A 16573-nucleotide genomic window follows, 5' to 3' on the forward strand; every position below is an offset into this window, starting at 1 on the left:
GCGCCGCGACGATCGCTCCCATCCTCCCCGTCACCCGCTATCCGCTGCTGCGCTGCCTGGCCATCTACCGCTGCTGGCCGGCGCCACCGTGCTGCTGTTCGTGCTGGTGAACGCGGCGCTGGTATGCCAGCAATGGCTGCTGGGCCAGGCCGTGCACGATGTCACCGCAGGGCGCGCCGTGCTGCGGCTGGCCGACGGCACGCTGGACCATGCGCCGGCGCTGCGCTGGCTACTGCTGCTGGGCGGCGTGGCGCTGGCGCGCGCGCTGATGCTGTATGCGGTGGCGCTGGCCTCGCAGCAATGCAACCAGCGCCTGCTGACACAGCTGCGCGCGCGCATCTTCAGCCATATCCAGCAGCTGCAGCTGGCCTATCACTGGCGCCAGGGGATGGGCGAACTGGTGAACCGCACCACGCGCGACGCCGACAAGGTGCGCGACGCCATGATCACGTTCTGGCGCCAGGGTGTCGACACGGTGCTGGTGCTGGTCGCCGTGCTGGGCCTGCTGTGCTGGTACCACCCGGCGCTGGGCCTGGTGCCGCTGCTGCTTTGCATGGCCGCGCTGGCGCTGCTGCTGCGCCAGGCCGGCCATCTGGTGCGGCTCGACCGCGCCACCGGCGCCGCCTACGACCGCGTCAGCCAGGATATCGCCGAAGGCGTGACGGGCGTGCGCGTGATCAAATCGTTCGTGCTGGAACAGCAGCGCAGTACCCGTTTTGCGGGTGAGGTGGCGCTGTTCGCACGGCAGGCGCGCGCCGCGCTGGCGTATGCCAGTTCGCGCGTGCCGCTGCCGCAGGCGGTGGTGGCGATGGGCCATGTGTGGATCATGCTGTATGGCGCGCTGCTGGTGGAACGCGGCCAGCTGAACCTGGGCCAGCTGACGGCCGCGCTGCTGCTGGCCACCATGCTGGTGTTTCGCCTGGAAGGCGTGGGCCGCGCCATGCAGGCCTGGTCCGATGCGCGCGCGTCGGCCGGCCGCATCTGGGAGCTGCTCGACACGCCACTGGCGCTGGCCGGCGGCGCCGGACAGCTGCCACCCGGTCCGCTGGGCTGCCGCCTGGCACGCGTGGCGCTGGCCGCGCCCGGCGGCGGCAAGCTGATACTCGACGACTGCAGCTTCACCATCGCGCCCGGCGAGACGGTGGCGCTGGTGGGCGCCACCGGCGCCGGCAAGAGCATGCTGGCGCATTTGCTGCCACGGCTGCTGCAGCCCGATGGCGGCAGCGTGCATCTGGGCTCGGACGCCATGGGCTGGCACGATGCGGCCGGCCTCGACTTGCCGGCGCTGCGGCGGCGCGTGCATGTGCTGCCGCAGGAGAGTTTTCTGTTTTCCGACACGGTGGCGGCCAATCTGCGTATGGCCGCGCCCGAGGCCAGCGACGCCGAGCTGCGGCGTGCCCTGCAACTGGCCAGCGCCGGCGAAATCGTCGCCGGCCTGGAACATGGTATGCAAACGCGGCTGGGCGAGCGCGGCACGACCTTGTCCGGCGGCCAGCGCCAGCGTCTGTGCCTGGCGCGCGCGCTGCTGGCGGCGCCCGACCTGCTGGTGCTCGACGACGCCACCAGCGCGCTCGACGCCGTCACCGAACGGCGCATCCTGGGCGCGCTGCGCGGCGAAGGGGGCGCGCGCACGATGCTGCTGGTCGCCAGCAAGCTGTCGACCGTGCTGCATGCCGACCGGGTGCTGCTGCTGGAGGGCGGCCGCATTGCCGCCGCCGGCACGCATGCGCAACTGCTGGCCAGCCAGCCCGCCTACCGCGAGCTGCTGGGGATAGCCGGCGAGGGCGGCCATGAATAAGCCTGCCGCCCCGGGCAGCGACCTGGCCACCGAAGAGGCGCTGGCCGGCCAGGCCATGCGCCGCACGGCGTGGAGCCGCCTGCTGCCGCTGCTGCGCCCCGTGCGCGCGCACATCGCCGCCGTGGTGCTGCTGGAAGTGTTGCTGGTCGCCTCAATCTTCGTGCGGCCCTGGTTCGTGCGCGTGCTGGTCGACCGCGGCCTGCTGCCCGCCGGTGTCGGCGGCTGGCGCCTGGACTGGCCGCTGCTGTGGTGGCTGGGGGCGGGGCTGGCGGCGACCTGGGTGGCGCGCTTTGCGCTGGCCGGCGCGGCCCAGTACCTGGCCGGCAGCGCCGCCATCGGTGTGCTGAACGACCTGCGCGTGCGCGCCTTTGCCCATGTGCAGGCGCTCAGCGTGTCGTATTTCGACCGCGCCAGGGCCGGGCGCATCATGTCGCGCCTGGACCGCGATATCGACGGTCTGGAGCCGCTGCTGATACAGGGGCCGCCCGAACTGCTGTCGGCGCTGCTGCGCTGCGTGCTGGCCGGCGTGCTGCTGTGGCATATCGCGCCGCCGCTGTTCTACAGCCTGGCCGCCGTGATCGTGCCGCTGGCGGCCGGCACCTGGCTGTTCCGCCGCCTCACGCGCAGCAACTGGGCCAGGGTGGCCGAGCACCGCAGCGGCTACACGGCGCATTTGGTGGAAACCGTCACCGGCGTGCAGCTGCTGCAGCAAAGCGGCCGCCAGCAGGCCAACCTGCTGCGCTACCAGCAGTTGCTGGGCCTGTTCAGCGCGGCCATGCTGCGCGGCGGCGTGACGGCCGGCTGGTTCGCGCCGTATGCGGGCCTGCTGTCGAACCTGGCCATGGCGCTGCTGCTGATGGTCGGCGCGCATGGCCTGGCGCAGGGCCAGGTGACGGCCGGCCAGATCATCGAAAGCCTGTTCTACGTGATGCTGTTCCTGGGGCCGCTGCAGGAACTGGGCGACCTGTTCGAGCGCCATGCGGCCGGCATGGCCTCGGCCGAACGCATCTTCCTGCTGCTCGATACGGCGCCCGAGATCCGCGACCGGCTTGTCACGCGCGCGCCGGCGCCGGTGCGCGGCCAGGTCGATTTCGAGCAGGTGCGCTTCGCCTACCGCGCCGACGCGCAGGCACCGGTGATACGGGGCCTGGACCTGCGCGTGCGCGCCGGCGAAATGCTGGCCATCGTCGGCCCGACCGGCCACGGGAAAAGTACGCTGGTGCAGCTGCTGACGCGCTTCTATGACGTGCAGCAGGGCCGCATCGCGCTCGATGGCGTCGATGTGCGCGACTATGCGCAACACGATCTGCGCCGCCATATCGGCGTGGTCCTGCAGGACAACGTGCTGTTTACCGGCACCATCCTCGACAACCTGCGCCTGGCTTCGCCCGCCGCCAGCGACGCGGTCCTGATCGACGCGGCGCGCGCGCTGGGCGCCGACGAGGTGCTGGAACGCCTGCCGCACGGTTATCACACGGAAGTGGGCGCGCTGGGCCGGCGTTTGAGTCATGGCCAGCGCCAGCTGGTGTGCCTGGTGCGCGCCTATCTGGCCGATCCGGCCGTGCTGGTGCTCGACGAAGCCACCTCGGCGGTCGACATGCACAGCGAGCGGCGCATCAGTCGCGCGCTGCGCTGCCTGTGCGCCGGGCGCACGTCCATCGTGATCGCGCACCGCCTGGCCACCATCCGCGACGCCGACCGCATCGCCGTGATCCGCGATGGCGTGGTGGCCGAACTGGGAGGGCACGACGCCTTGCTGGCGCAGGACGGCTTGTATGCCGAGCTGTATCGCAGCCATGACGGCGTCATCGCTGCTGCACCAGCAGCCTGCGCGGCGGCTGTTGCTGGCGCAGCAGGCTGACGCGGTGATGGCCTGCAAAACGCGCCAAAAACACCGCAAAAGCCTGGCATGGAGTTTGCAAAACAAGTGAGACGAGCAGGGCCGCCGGCCAGGCCGTATGACGCAGGAGAGCATGATGAGCAAAACACTGGACACCTTGTGGTACACCCGCTGCCCGGTTCCGACCGGCCTGGGCATCGCGCTGCAGCGCGGCTGGCTGGAAGAATCGTTCGCGCAGCAGCACACCGCCATCAGGTCGCTGCAGGAGTCGAACGACGCGGCCGTGCGCGAATCGCATTTCGACCATACACTGCAAAACTCGGTGCGCCATGGCGGCAATATCCCCGCCATCTGGGCCCGCGCCAGCGGCCGCGACACCCGCGTGATCGGCCTGTCCTGGGCTGATGAAATCCAGCTGATTTTGACCTTGCCCGGCTCCGGCATCGACAGCGTGCGCGACCTGAAGGGCCGCAAGTTCGGCCTGCCGCTGTGGCGCAACGTGCAGATCGATTTTGCGCGCGCCCAGGCCATCCGCGCGCTGGAAAACGCGTTGCGCCTGGACGGCCTGGAAGTGGCCGATGTCGAGCTGGTCGACTTCGTGATCGAACGGCGCCACAGCGACGAGCCGGTGCAGCGCATCGACGGCAAGGCGGACCTGAGCACCGGTGGCGGCTCGCGCAATGCGGAGCTGGTGGGGCTGCTGCGCGGCGAAGTCGATGCGATCTTCCTCAAGGGCGCGCATGCGGCGCAGCTGGTCCACCATTTCGGCCTGCAGGTGGTGATCGACACGGGCGCGCATCCGGAACCGCTGGTGCGCGCCAACAATGGCACGCCGCGCACCCTGACGGTGGACCAGCACCTGCTCGACCATCATCCCGAGACGGCCGTGCGGCTGGTGGAAGCGACGCTGCGCGCCGACGAATGGGCGCGCGCCCATCCGCTGGAAGCGCGCCAGTTCCTGGCCCGCGAAACCAACAGCAACGACTTCTGGGTGCGCCGCGCGTATGGCGAGGACGCCCACCTGCGCCTGCGCACCGATTTCGACCCGACCTCGATCGCGGCGCTGCAGGACTTCACCGATTTCCTGCAGCGCTGGCAATTCATCCCCGCCACCTTCGACGTGCGCGCCTGGATCGATGTGGCGCCACATGAACAGGCCCGCGCGCGCTTGCACGCGCTGGCCGCGTGAGGAGCGGCCATGAGCAATCCAGGTTTGCAGCAACTGTGGTTCACCCGCTGCCCCGTGCCGACCGCCACCGGCCTGGCTTACAAGCTGGGCTGGCTGGAGCAGGAATTCGCGCCCGACGGCATTGCCGTCGCGACCCTGCAGGAGCAGCCGGCCGGCAGCGGGCTGGCGCGCCATCACTATGACCACGACCTGCCCGAGCTGATACGCGAGGGCGGCAACATGCTGGCGCTGGCCGCGCGCGCGCAGGGCGCCGACACGCGCCTGATCGGCCTGACCTGGATCGACGAGGGCCAGGCCATCATCGTGCGGGCCGGTTCCGGCCTGCGCCAGGCGGCGCAGCTGAAAGGGCTGCGCGTGGCGCTGCCGGCGTATGTCGACCATCCGATCGCCGCCCATGTGCGCGGCTGCAGCATCGCGCGCGGCATGACGCTGCATGGCGTGAAGGGCGTGCTGGCCTTTGCCGGCCTGTCGTTCGACGATGTGCGCCTGGTCGAGGTGGAAGCGGCGCTGCGGCGCGATGGTCCGGCCGGCGGCCTGCAGGGGCTGTGGGCGGGGCTGGAGCACCTGGCCGCCGGCCGCGTCGACGCGGTCTATGTCAAAGGGGCGGCGGCGCTCGATGCGGCGCGGCGGCTGGGACTGGAAGTGGGCATCGACATCGATGCGCTGCCGCAGCGCTACCGGGTCAACAACGGCACGCCGCGGCCGATCACGGTGCACCGCCACCTGCTTGAGGAACATCCGGAACTGGTGGCGCGCTTCCTGGCGCAGGGCCTGCGCGCGGCCGACTGGGCGGCCGGCAACCTGGAGGGCGTACAACGCGTGCTGCAGGATGAAACGCGCGGCAGCGCGCAGGCGGTGAGCGAGGCCTATCGCGACGGTTTTCACCAGGCCCTGCATCCCGACCTGTCGCCCGAGCGACTGGCGCTGCTGCGCCGGCAGGCGGATTTTTTGCTGCTGCACGGCTTTCTCGACGCCGACATCGACCTCGACGCCTGGACCGATCACCGGCCGCTGGCGGCGGCCCGCCTGCTGCTGCTGGAGCGCGAGGCCGCCTGACGCGGTTTATTTCTCCTGCTTCCTTGGCGTGCTCCTGTCGATCACTTCGCGGCAGTCGCCGCGCAAGGTGGCGTTGTCGTAGTCGGTCCAGCCGTAGCTGTCGACATAGCGCTTGTGCTGCCTGAAGCTGGCGTTGGCGATGCTCCATTCGGGCTGTTCGCCGGCGTAGCGGATGTCGCCCAGGTCGAGCAGGGTGTGGAACATGTTTTCGGTCGACAGCTTCGACTTCCGATGGCGGCGCACCTGCTTGACCTTGTCCGGGTAGCGCAGCGCGAATTGCGGCGAGTACCAGACAAACGAGGGCACGTGGAATTCGAACTGCGTGTTGTGGCCGTGGAAAGCCAGGCGGCAGGTGCCGTCGTACAGGGTCTGGCCGTGGTCGGACACATACACGAGCGAGCTGCGCAGCGCCGTGCGTTCGCCGTCGTCCTTCAGCACGCCGATCACATTGGACAGGAACCAGTCCGTGTACAGGATCGAACTGTCATAGCTGTTGCTCAGCTGCGGCTTGATGGCGGTATCCGTGTAGACCGGCTTGTCGACGCCGAACAGCGAGGGTTGCCACTTGTCGAACTGCTTCGGATAGCGCTGGCTGTAGTTCCAGTGGCTGCCCAGGGTGTGCAGCACGATCAGTTTTTTCGGCGCCGGGTCGGCCAGCGCGTTCTTGAACGGGTCGAGCAGGATCTGGTCGAAGTTCGAGCTGTTGGTAAAGCCGCCCAGGTTCAGGAACTGCACCACGTCGGCCTCCTTGGCAAACACGGAAACGGGTGTGTCGAACTTGCCGAACGAAATCTGGTTCGACAGCCAGTAGGTCTTGAAGCCCGCTTCCTTGTAGGCGGACAAAAACGATTTTTCCGAAAAGCCGGCCTTCAGGCTTTCGGTGGCCTTTTTGCGCGAAATGATCACCGGCACCGACAGGCGCGTGGCCGAGACGGCCGTGATGACGTCGGCCAGCGGCACCAGGTTGTCTTCCTGCTTGAGCAGGGGATTGGTGTCGCGCGCATAGCCGTTCAGGCTCCAGCGGTCGTAGCGCGACGATTCGCCGATCACCATCACCACCACTTCCGGCTGCGTGTCGGGGTCCTGCTGGTGGGCGCCGAAGGTGAAGCGGCTGCTCTTGTCGCCCAGTTCGGCCAGGTAGCGGCGCTCCTTGTAGAAATCATAGCCGCGCGCCATCAGGCCGAAGGGCCAGGCGCCGCTGACGGTCTCGACACCGTAGGGCAGGCGCAGCCAGCGCGGCAGGGCCGGCCAGTCCAGGCCGGTGTCGTCGGCACCCTCGATGCCGGCCTCGGTGCTGGCAGAGGAGTGGGCGGCCGGCGCGCCGGCGGCAATGCCGAATTCATGGCCGTACCACCAGCCGGCGCCCAGCAGCAGCAAGACGGCGATGGCGGCCGGCCGGCTTTTGCCGCGCCAGTCCAGGCTGCGCGTGCGCGTCGCCGCATACCAGCTGAGCAGGCACCACAGGAGCACGCCCAGCATCACGGCGCCCATCAGCCACACTTTCTGGCCGAGGAATTCCATCGCTTCCTTGGGGCTGGTCTCGAAGATGATGCCCAGGTGGTGGGTGGAGATGCCCTGGCCATAGAACACGAACAGGTAAATCTCGGTCGGCAGCGCCAGGAAGGCGGGCACCAGCAGCCAGTGAAAATACGCGGGGCGTTGGAAGATGCTCCACACGGCCAGCCAGGCCAGCAGCTCGAAGCCCAGTAACTGCCACGGGTGTTCGGGCGTGCGTCCCAGCAACACCGGCAGGAAGGGCACGGCCGTAAGCAGCGCGTAGGTCAGCAGCAGGAAGGCGTTGGCCAGGCTGGCGCCGGCAGGGCGAAACAAGGAGCGCATAAGGGATGGCGGCGGGGCGGCAGCGAAAAAATGTCCGCTATTATCATTCCTTTTGTCATCTTGCGGTCGTTCAACATGGCGCTTGCCATCGCGGCGGCATCGGGGCTTGCATTGGAAAAATTGGCGTAAATGCCACGAACGGGCGTTTACTTTGCTCTTTTTTATAGCAAAAAGCCGTAAACTGATTGACCCCCTGTAACACTAGGTCTAAACTAGCGAGTTCTCGATTTTATTCTGCACATCGTTTACGTGTTACCTGGCATTTCTCAGCCGCTCCTCGTCGAGTGGCTACGGGCGCCTGCGGTGTGGAACGATAAAAGCGGGACGAGGTTTTAGTCGCCGGGCAGCAATGTCCGGGTTATTAATCGTAGTTTTTTGTTGGATTTATAACGATGCCAACCATCAATCAATTGATTCGCAATCCACGCGTCGCCTTGACCGTGAAGAGCAAATCGCCGGCGCTGGAAAACAGCCCGCAAAAACGTGGCGTCTGCACACGTGTTTACACCACGACTCCAAAGAAGCCTAACTCGGCTCTGCGTAAAGTCGCCAAAGTACGTCTGACCAACGGTTTCGAAGTGATTTCGTACATCGGCGGTGAAGGCCACAACCTGCAAGAGCACAGCGTTGTTCTGCTGCGCGGCGGTCGTGTAAAAGATTTGCCAGGTGTTCGTTACCACATGGTTCGCGGTGCTCTGGATACCCAAGGCGTCAAAGACCGTAAGCAATCGCGTTCGAAATACGGTACCAAGCGCGCTAAAGCAGGCAAGAAGTAATAGTTGTAGCAGCAAACCCAAGTTTCGCTCAGTGGCAACTAACTAAGTGAATGTAGTCGACCGCATCTGGTCGAGTAAGTGGGTGACTATGATGGTCGTCCGCGAGTGTGCGAAGAACGCGCGCTCAACTGAAGATTGAAAGGAATTGATATGCCACGTCGTCGTGAAGTACCCAAGCGCGAAATTTTGCCAGATCCAAAATTCGGCAACACTGATGTCGCCAAATTCGTAAACGTGTTGATGCTGTCCGGTAAAAAATCGGTTGCAGAAAACATCATCTACGGTGCTTTCGAGCACATCGCAGCGAAATCGGGTAAAGATCCACTCGAAGTTTTTGTTACCGCAATCAACAACGCCAAGCCGCTCGTTGAGGTGAAATCCCGTCGCGTCGGTGGTGCAAACTACCAGGTGCCGGTCGAAGTTCGCCCAGTGCGTCGTATGGCCCTGTCCATGCGTTGGTTGCGCGAAGCTGCTAACAAGCGCAGCGAAAAATCGATGCCACAACGCCTCGGCGGTGAGCTGATGGAAGCGGCTGAAAGCCGCGGCGGCGCGATGAAAAAACGCGACGAAGTCCATCGCATGGCTGAAGCGAACAAAGCGTTCTCGCATTTCCGCTTCTAATAAAAAGCCAGCTACCGCAAGGCGGCTGTCAAGTATCTGTTGTTCGAGGCCGGGCTCATTTTTGCAAAAAAATGCTGCTCGGTTTTGTCCATTCATTTAGGATTAATTATGGCCCGCAAGACCCCCATTGAGCGCTACCGCAATATCGGTATCTCCGCTCACATCGATGCAGGTAAGACGACCACCACCGAACGCGTACTGTTCTACACCGGTATCAATCACAAGATTGGTGAAGTGCATGATGGCGCCGCCACCATGGACTGGATGGAGCAAGAGCAAGAGCGCGGCATCACGATTACCTCGGCAGCGACCACCTGCTTCTGGAAGGGCATGGCAGGTAACTTCCCTGAGCACCACATCAACATCATCGACACCCCGGGCCACGTTGACTTCACGATTGAAGTTGAACGCTCGATGCGCGTGCTCGATGGCGCCTGCATGGTTTACTGTGCAGTCGGCGGCGTGCAGCCACAATCGGAAACGGTATGGCGCCAGGCTAACAAGTACAAAGTGCCACGTCTGGCCTTCGTGAACAAGATGGACCGTACCGGCGCCAACTTCTTCAAGGTCTACGAGCAGATGCGTGCCCGCCTGAAAGCCAACCCGATTCCGCTGCAGATTCCTATCGGCGCCGAAGAGAACTTCCTGGGCGTGGTCGATCTGGTCAAGATGAAGGCCGTGTATTGGGACGACGCGTCGCAAGGCATGAAGTTCGACTACCGTGATATCCCTGCAGAGCTGGCTGATCAAGCCGCCGAGTGGCGCGAGAAGATGGTCGAAGCGGCTGCCGAAGCGTCGGAAGAGCTGATGAACAAGTACCTGGAAGAAGGCGACCTGACGGAAGCTGAAATCAAGGCGGCTCTGCGCGCGCGTACGCTGGCATCGGAAATCGTGCCGATGATGTGCGGTACGGCGTTCAAGAACAAGGGCGTTCAAGCCATGCTGGACGGCGTGATCGAATACCTGCCATCGCCAATCGACATCAAGCCGGTCGAAGGCATGGACGAAGATGACCAGCCGACGTCGCGTAAAGCGTCGGACGACGAGAAATTCGCCGCGCTGGCATTCAAGATCATGACCGACCCATTCGTGGGCCAGCTGATCTTCTTCCGCGTCTATTCGGGCACGATCAATTCGGGCGACACCGTCTACAATCCGATCAAGGGCAAGAAAGAACGCCTGGGTCGTATTCTGCAGATGCACGCGAATCAGCGCGAAGAAATCAAGGAAGTGCGCGCCGGCGATATCGCCGCTGCCGTTGGTCTGAAAGATGCAACCACGGGCGAAACCCTGTGCGATCCTTCGGCCATCATCACCCTGGAAAAAATGGTTTTCCCTGAGCCAGTGATCTCGCAGGCCGTCGAGCCGAAGACCAAGGCCGACCAGGAAAAAATGGGCCTGGCGCTGAACCGCCTGGCACAGGAAGATCCTTCGTTCCGCGTGAAGACCGATGAAGAATCGGGCCAGACCATCATCGGTGGTATGGGCGAGTTGCACCTGGAAATTATCGTTGACCGCATGAAACGTGAATTCAACGTTGAAGCGACCGTCGGCAAGCCACAAGTGGCTTACCGCGAAACGATCCGCAAAACTTGCGAAGAGTCGGAAGGCAAATTCGTCAAGCAATCGGGTGGTCGTGGTCAATACGGTCACGTGGTTCTGAAGATCGAACCGCAAGAACCGGGCAAGGGTTTCGAATTCGTTGACGCGATCAAGGGCGGTACCGTTCCTCGCGAATACATCCCTGCAGTTGAAAAAGGTGTGCGCGACACGCTGACCTCGGGCGTGATGGCTGGCTACCCAGTGGTAGACGTCAAGGTCACGCTGTTCTTCGGTTCCTACCATGATGTCGACTCGAACGAAAATGCATTCCGCATGGCCGCTTCGATGGCATTCAAAGATGGCTGCCGCAAAGCATCGCCAGTCATCCTGGAGCCGATGATGTCGGTGGAAGTGGAAACGCCGGAAGATTACGCCGGTACCGTGATGGGCGATCTGTCGTCGCGTCGCGGCATGGTGCAAGGTATGGACGAGATTGCTGGCGGTGGCGGCAAGATCATCAAGGCCGAAGTACCACTGTCGGAAATGTTCGGTTACTCGACCTCGCTGCGCTCCGCAACGCAAGGCCGTGCGACTTACTCGATGGAATTCAAGCACTATTCGGAAGCTCCGAAACACGTGACTGAAGCAATCGTAAGCTCGAAAGCTAAGTAATTGTTGTGCCGGACCGGCTTTCACGAGAGTGCCGGTCCCTACATTTAAATCATTGTTCTAAGGAAGAATAAAATGGCAAAAGGTAAATTCGAACGGACCAAGCCGCACGTCAACGTCGGCACCATCGGCCACGTCGACCACGGTAAAACCACGCTGACCGCTGCAATCGCAACGGTTCTGTCGAAAAAATTCGGCGGCGAAGCCAAAGCATACGACCAGATCGATGCGGCTCCAGAAGAAAAAGCACGCGGCATTACCATCAACACCGCTCACGTCGAGTACGAAACGGCTACCCGTCACTACGCGCACGTTGACTGCCCAGGCCACGCCGATTACATCAAGAACATGATTACCGGTGCAGCACAGATGGACGGCGCGATCCTGGTTTGCTCGGCAGCTGACGGCCCAATGCCACAGACCCGCGAACACATCCTGCTGGCCCGCCAAGTTGGCGTTCCATACATCATCGTGTTCCTGAACAAGTGCGACCTGGTCGACGACGCAGAACTGCTGGAACTGGTTGAAATGGAAGTGCGCGAGCTGTTGTCGAAGTACGAATTCCCAGGCGACGACCTGCCGATCATCAAAGGTTCGGCACGTATGGCGCTGGAAGGCAAAGAAGGCGAAATGGGCGTTGACGCAGTACTGCGTCTGGCCGATGCACTCGATGCTTACATCCCGACGCCAGAGCGCGCTGTTGACGGTGCCTTCCTGATGCCAGTGGAAGACGTGTTCTCGATCTCGGGTCGCGGTACCGTGGTGACCGGTCGTATCGAACGCGGCATCATCAAGGTCGGCGAAGAGATCGAAATCGTCGGCATCACCGATACCGTCAAAACGACTTGCACCGGCGTGGAAATGTTCCGCAAACTGCTGGACCAAGGTCAAGCAGGCGACAACGTTGGTCTGCTGCTGCGCGGCACCAAGCGTGAAGACGTGCAACGTGGTCAAGTTCTGGCAAAACCAGGCTCGATCAAACCGCACAACCACTTCACCGGCGAGATCTATGTCCTGTCGAAAGACGAAGGCGGCCGTCACACGCCATTCTTCAACAACTATCGTCCACAGTTCTACTTCCGTACCACGGACGTAACCGGTTCGATCGAGTTGCCAGCAGACAAAGAAATGGTCATGCCAGGCGATAACGTGTCGATCACCGTCAAGCTGATCAACCCGATCGCGATGGAAGAAGGTCTGCGCTTCGCTATCCGCGAAGGCGGCCGTACCGTTGGTGCTGGTGTCGTTGCAAAAATCCTGGCTTAATTCTTAAGCCTGCATAAGGACGCCGATTAAAACCTGCTGCGCGTCGGTATTTGCGGCCTGCGATGCTCACTGTACCTCCGTACAGTTGCGCTTCTCAGCCACAACTACCTTCCGCTCGCTACGGTTTTGTTCGGCGTTGTAAAAGAAGACGCGTCGTCGCCCGGCGCCCTTCTTTTTGTTCAACTGCCGGGGTAGGCAAGCATTTTGGTGCTATCATGTCGACCCTGACGGTTGTTGTGTCAGAAATTCCCCGTATGACCTCATTGCCGTGCAGACCGCGCGGTTCGTTCTTTTAAGGAAATATCATGTCGGCACCAAACCAAAAAATCCGTATCCGCCTGAAGGCTTTCGATTACAAGCTGATCGACCAGTCCGCCCTGGAAATCGTTGAAACCGCGAAGCGCACCGGCGCTGTCGTCAAAGGCCCAGTACCGCTGCCTACCCGTATTCAGCGTTTCGATGTGCTGCGTTCCCCGCACGTCAACAAAACTTCGCGCGATCAGTTCGAGATCCGTACGCACCAACGCCTGATGGACATCGTTGACCCAACGGACAAAACCGTTGACGCGCTGATGAAGCTGGATCTGCCAGCTGGTGTTGATGTCGAAATCAAACTGCAATAATCGATTCAAGGTGGCGGCCGGGGTTTCCTGACCGCCAGCTGATAAAAAGCCGGGCCTCTTCACGATCGTGGACAGGCCCGGTTTTTTTACGTCCAGGCAGGTACCTGTCTATACGTTCCGAGCCGGGGCCAGGCAGTGCGCACTATGACAATATGGAAAAATTTATTTTAATTCATTGCTAAATGGGCATTGAATATGATTCCAGAAAACAACAGACCACGCACAAAATGAGTCAATCATCACAATATCCGGCTTTTTCCCTTTGCAGGGCTACTTCGATGTGAGAAATTCATGGCGCACGTTACAAAGTACGATGTTCTTACAAGGAATATCACTTGCTCGTGTCGACAATTCATACAATAGAAAACGACAGCTCGGGAGTAGTCTTGAATAAATCTGCAATCAACAAACCAGGTTTTAAAAAAAGCACCATTGCAATCGCATTGACCTTGGCATTTTCGCAACATGCATTCGCACAACAAGCTGCAGAACCTGTAGAAAAAATCCAACGCGTCGAAGTCACCGGTAGTAGCATCAAGCGTACCGAAGCGGAAGCGGCTGGCTCGGTCCAGATCCTGACCCGCGATGACATCGAGCGTACCGGTGAAACCACCGCGCTGGGCATCCTCAATTCCTCGTCCGCCGTCAGCACCTCGATCGACTCGGCCAACAGCAGCTCGGGCAGCTTTGCCACGGGTTCGTCGGGCGTGGGCATGCGCGGCCTGGGCAAGGTCGCCACCCTGGTGCTGGTCAACGGCCGCCGTATTGCACAATATGGCCTGGCTGACGGGGCACAACAGAATTTCACCAACCTGGATGCGATTCCAGCTTCCGCCATCGACCACATCGAGATCCTGAAAGACGGCGCGTCGGCCATCTACGGTTCCGACGCCATCGCCGGCGTGATCAACATCATCCTGTTGAAAAACTTCGAAGGCGCGAAGATTACCGCCAACTACAAGGAATCGGACGGTTTCAACGATCAGCGCAACCGCAATGTGTCGGGTATCGTCGGTTACGGCGATATCGACAAGGACGGTTTCAATACCTACCTGACGTACGAAGCCTACAAGAGCGACGGCTTTACCACCGGCGACCTGAAGAGCCACTATCCGGAATGGCACCGCCAGACCCCGGGCCGTTCGACCTGGGATGCGCTGAGCTCGTTCTCGCCTACCGGTAACTACTACCGCAGCAGCACCAATATCGTCGCTGCGCCAGGCTGCCCGACCGCCAATATCGACCCGAAAGACGGCCTGTGCAAGATGGACGTCCTGCCGTACACCGGCCTGGCCACCAATGCCAAGCGCTATGCGCTGGCCAGCAACACGCACTTCCGCATCGGCAAGGATATCGACGCCAACTTCGAGATCACCAATGCCGGCGCCAGCAACGACTACATCGTTGCGCCATTTAACGTCAGCAACGGCAGCGCCACCACCTCGTCGAGCACCTGGTATGACGCGATCAACGGCAAGATGGTTGGCCCGTTCTTCTATCCGAAGCTGCCAGTCGGCCATGCGATGAATCCTTACTCGGTCGCCACGGAATACCGTGCCCGCATGATGGACACCGGTAACGGCTTCAACTTCAACCGTACCGAATCCGACCAGACCCGCGTCATGCTGAGCCTGAACGGCGATATCGGCAACTTCGACTGGAAATCGGCTGCCGGCTACATGAACTCGAAAGCGACCAAGGCCACCCGTGCCGCGAGCGCCAAAGGTTACACCGACGCCATCGTCAACGGTACCTACAAGTTCGGCCAGCAAAATGATCCTGCGCTGCTCGAATCGATGTTCCCGGTCCGCACCACCAAGGGTGAATCGAAGATCGCTTTCATCGACGCGACCGTGTCCGGTGAAGTGGCGCAACTGCCTGCCGGTCCGCTGAGCGTGGCATTTGGTACCGATATCCGTCAGGAAAAGTATGAAATGGCCAGCTCGGACAACGTGCTGCGTGGCGAACTGGTCGGCATCGCCGGCCTGCAAGTCAAAGACAAGATGGATCACTACGCGCTGTTCGCCGAAGCGACCATCCCTGTCATCAAGCGCGTCGAGCTGAACGCTGCGTTACGTGCCGACAAATCGACCAACAGCGACGTGCACTTCTCGCCGAAACTGGGCTTGCGCGTGAACGCGACCGACAACTTGTTGTTGCGCGCTACCGCATCGGGTGGTTTCCGCGCACCAAACGTCGTGGAAACTGGTAACGGCCTGGGCCGTAGCTCGTTCGCGACCAGCATCAACGATCCAAAACGCTGCTCGACCGCCAATACGCTGAACAACCTGGTGCAAAGCAATCCGAATGCCACCACCGCCGACAAGGCGCAGGCCAACAGCTTCCGCAGCGGCGATTGCGTCGGTGGCGTGCCGACTTTCGTGTCGTCGAACAAGGACCTGAAACCGGAAACCTCGCGTTCGATCACGGCCGGCTTCGTGTTCGAGCCAGTAAAAAACTGGACCGTGGCACTGGACTACTACCATATCGAACGCAAGGACGAAATCGGTACCCGTGCGGTATCGGACATCCTGCGCGGCGAAGATAGTCTGGCACCAGGTCAGTTGATTCGTGTCGACAACACCGCTGCTGATGCGCAATTCCTGTCACTGGTGAAGAAATACGCTCCAACCAATACCGTCAACTTCGGTAACGTTGGCGTGATCGGTCTGTTGTACAACCCATACGTCAACAGCGGCCGTACCCGTGCTTCGGGCTTCGACTTTGATGCGTCGGGTCGCTTCAATACCGCCATCGGCCAGGTACGTCTGAAACTGGAAGGTACTTACCAGTGGAAATATCAGGAATTCAGCGTCACTGACAATGCCTATGACACCAATATGGCAGGTACCTATGACATGGGTTCGCGCCTGAGAACCAAGCTGCGCGCCAGCCTGAAATCGGGTGCCTTCGACCACGGCGTGACCGTCAACTACGCCAGCGGCTACAGCAACAACAGCCTGTCGTCGCCGACCTACTGCGTCACCAACAAGGTAGCCGCCGAAAACATGTCGGCTTGCGAACGCGTTGGCAGCAACACGACGTTCGACTACAACCTGTCGTACAACGGTATCAAAAATACCCGTATCAGCCTGTACGTGGACAACCTGTTCGAAAAAGATGCGCCGATTCAATGGCGTGCCGGCTACGCCGACACGTTCCAGATGCGTCGTATCGGCGTCACCGCCAGCTACACCTTCCTCTGATCGGCGCCAGCTGACAGATGACCGCCCGGCAGCGATGCCGGGCACATGAAAAACCAGGCCTCGCGCCTGGTTTTTTTTGGCTATGTCATCGAAAGCAGTGGGAACGCCAAGCCGTTGCCGAGGTCTAACTGATCAGGTATTTCCTTCC

At 61.8% G+C, this 16573-nt stretch carries 11 protein-coding genes; 10 read left to right on the plus strand and 1 reads right to left on the minus strand.

Going from position 1 to position 16573, the window contains the following annotated elements:
- Nucleotides 1-88 precede the first annotated feature (88 nt).
- The 4 genes from ACP7B7_RS25760 (at nucleotide 89) to ACP7B7_RS25775 (ending at nucleotide 5883) form a co-directional block, all read left to right on the plus strand.
- A complete protein-coding gene (locus ACP7B7_RS25760; protein ID WP_426078574.1) occupies nucleotides 89-1798 on the plus strand; it encodes an ABC transporter ATP-binding protein in 1710 nt (569 codons plus the stop codon).
- Entirely contained in the window at nucleotides 1791-3659 is a 1869-nt protein-coding gene (locus tag ACP7B7_RS25765) for an ABC transporter ATP-binding protein (RefSeq protein ID WP_426078575.1), read from the plus strand. Before ACP7B7_RS25760 ends, ACP7B7_RS25765 begins: the two co-directional genes overlap by 8 nt.
- 112 nt (nucleotides 3660-3771) lie before the next feature.
- The gene (locus tag ACP7B7_RS25770; protein ID WP_426078576.1) at nucleotides 3772-4827 is read left to right on the plus strand and encodes an ABC transporter substrate-binding protein; all 1056 of its coding nucleotides are present in this window, start codon (nucleotides 3772-3774) and stop codon (nucleotides 4825-4827) included.
- A 9-nt stretch (nucleotides 4828-4836) separates the two neighbouring features.
- A complete protein-coding gene (locus ACP7B7_RS25775; RefSeq protein ID WP_426078577.1) occupies nucleotides 4837-5883 on the plus strand; it encodes an ABC transporter substrate-binding protein in 1047 nt (348 codons plus the stop codon).
- A gap of 6 nt (nucleotides 5884-5889) precedes the next feature.
- Here ACP7B7_RS25775 and ACP7B7_RS25780 read toward each other — a convergent pair whose 3' ends face one another.
- Nucleotides 5890-7722: a phosphoethanolamine transferase gene (locus ACP7B7_RS25780; protein ID WP_426078578.1), complete on the minus strand. Its 1833-nt coding sequence runs from the start codon at nucleotides 7720-7722 to the stop codon at nucleotides 5890-5892.
- A gap of 392 nt (nucleotides 7723-8114) precedes the next feature.
- Here ACP7B7_RS25780 and rpsL point away from each other — a divergent pair, with 392 nt between their 5' ends.
- The 6 genes from rpsL to ACP7B7_RS25810 all read left to right on the plus strand — a co-directional run bounded on the left by rpsL (nucleotide 8115) and on the right by ACP7B7_RS25810 (nucleotide 16425).
- Nucleotides 8115-8498, plus strand: a complete 384-nt coding sequence (rpsL, locus tag ACP7B7_RS25785; RefSeq protein WP_010394376.1) for a 30S ribosomal protein S12 — start codon at nucleotides 8115-8117, stop codon at nucleotides 8496-8498.
- A 150-nt stretch (nucleotides 8499-8648) separates the two neighbouring features.
- Nucleotides 8649-9119: a 30S ribosomal protein S7 gene (gene rpsG / locus ACP7B7_RS25790; RefSeq protein ID WP_065310159.1), complete on the plus strand. Its 471-nt coding sequence runs from the start codon at nucleotides 8649-8651 to the stop codon at nucleotides 9117-9119.
- Between the two features lie 108 nt (nucleotides 9120-9227).
- Entirely contained in the window at nucleotides 9228-11333 is a 2106-nt protein-coding gene (gene fusA / locus ACP7B7_RS25795; protein WP_308923539.1) for an elongation factor G, read from the plus strand.
- A 72-nt stretch (nucleotides 11334-11405) separates the two neighbouring features.
- Nucleotides 11406-12596, plus strand: a complete 1191-nt coding sequence (gene tuf, locus ACP7B7_RS25800; protein ID WP_308923540.1) for an elongation factor Tu — start codon at nucleotides 11406-11408, stop codon at nucleotides 12594-12596.
- Between the two features lie 305 nt (nucleotides 12597-12901).
- The gene (gene rpsJ, locus ACP7B7_RS25805; RefSeq protein ID WP_010394389.1) at nucleotides 12902-13219 is read left to right on the plus strand and encodes a 30S ribosomal protein S10; all 318 of its coding nucleotides are present in this window, start codon (nucleotides 12902-12904) and stop codon (nucleotides 13217-13219) included.
- Nucleotides 13220-13668: 449 nt separating this feature from the next.
- Entirely contained in the window at nucleotides 13669-16425 is a 2757-nt protein-coding gene (locus ACP7B7_RS25810) for a TonB-dependent receptor plug domain-containing protein (RefSeq protein WP_308923541.1), read from the plus strand.
- The last annotated feature ends 148 nt before the right edge of the window (nucleotides 16426-16573 follow it).

It is taken from the genome of Janthinobacterium sp. PSPC3-1, from assembly GCF_049896105.1.
In the GTDB taxonomy this organism is placed as follows: Bacteria; Pseudomonadota; Gammaproteobacteria; order Burkholderiales; family Burkholderiaceae_D; genus Janthinobacterium.

Coding starts and splice junctions, on each gene's coding strand:
- rpsL (WP_010394376.1), top strand. CDS start 8,115: ATGCCAACCATCAATCAATTGATTCGCAATCCACGCGTCGCCTTGACC.
- ACP7B7_RS25770 (WP_426078576.1), top strand. CDS start 3,772: ATGATGAGCAAAACACTGGACACCTTGTGGTACACCCGCTGCCCGGTT.
- ACP7B7_RS25775 (WP_426078577.1), top strand. CDS start 4,837: ATGAGCAATCCAGGTTTGCAGCAACTGTGGTTCACCCGCTGCCCCGTG.
- ACP7B7_RS25765 (WP_426078575.1), top strand. CDS start 1,791: ATGAATAAGCCTGCCGCCCCGGGCAGCGACCTGGCCACCGAAGAGGCG.
- ACP7B7_RS25780 (WP_426078578.1), bottom strand. CDS start 7,722: ATGCGCTCCTTGTTTCGCCCTGCCGGCGCCAGCCTGGCCAACGCCTTC.
- fusA (WP_308923539.1), top strand. CDS start 9,228: ATGGCCCGCAAGACCCCCATTGAGCGCTACCGCAATATCGGTATCTCC.
- rpsJ (WP_010394389.1), top strand. CDS start 12,902: ATGTCGGCACCAAACCAAAAAATCCGTATCCGCCTGAAGGCTTTCGAT.
- tuf (WP_308923540.1), top strand. CDS start 11,406: ATGGCAAAAGGTAAATTCGAACGGACCAAGCCGCACGTCAACGTCGGC.
- rpsG (WP_065310159.1), top strand. CDS start 8,649: ATGCCACGTCGTCGTGAAGTACCCAAGCGCGAAATTTTGCCAGATCCA.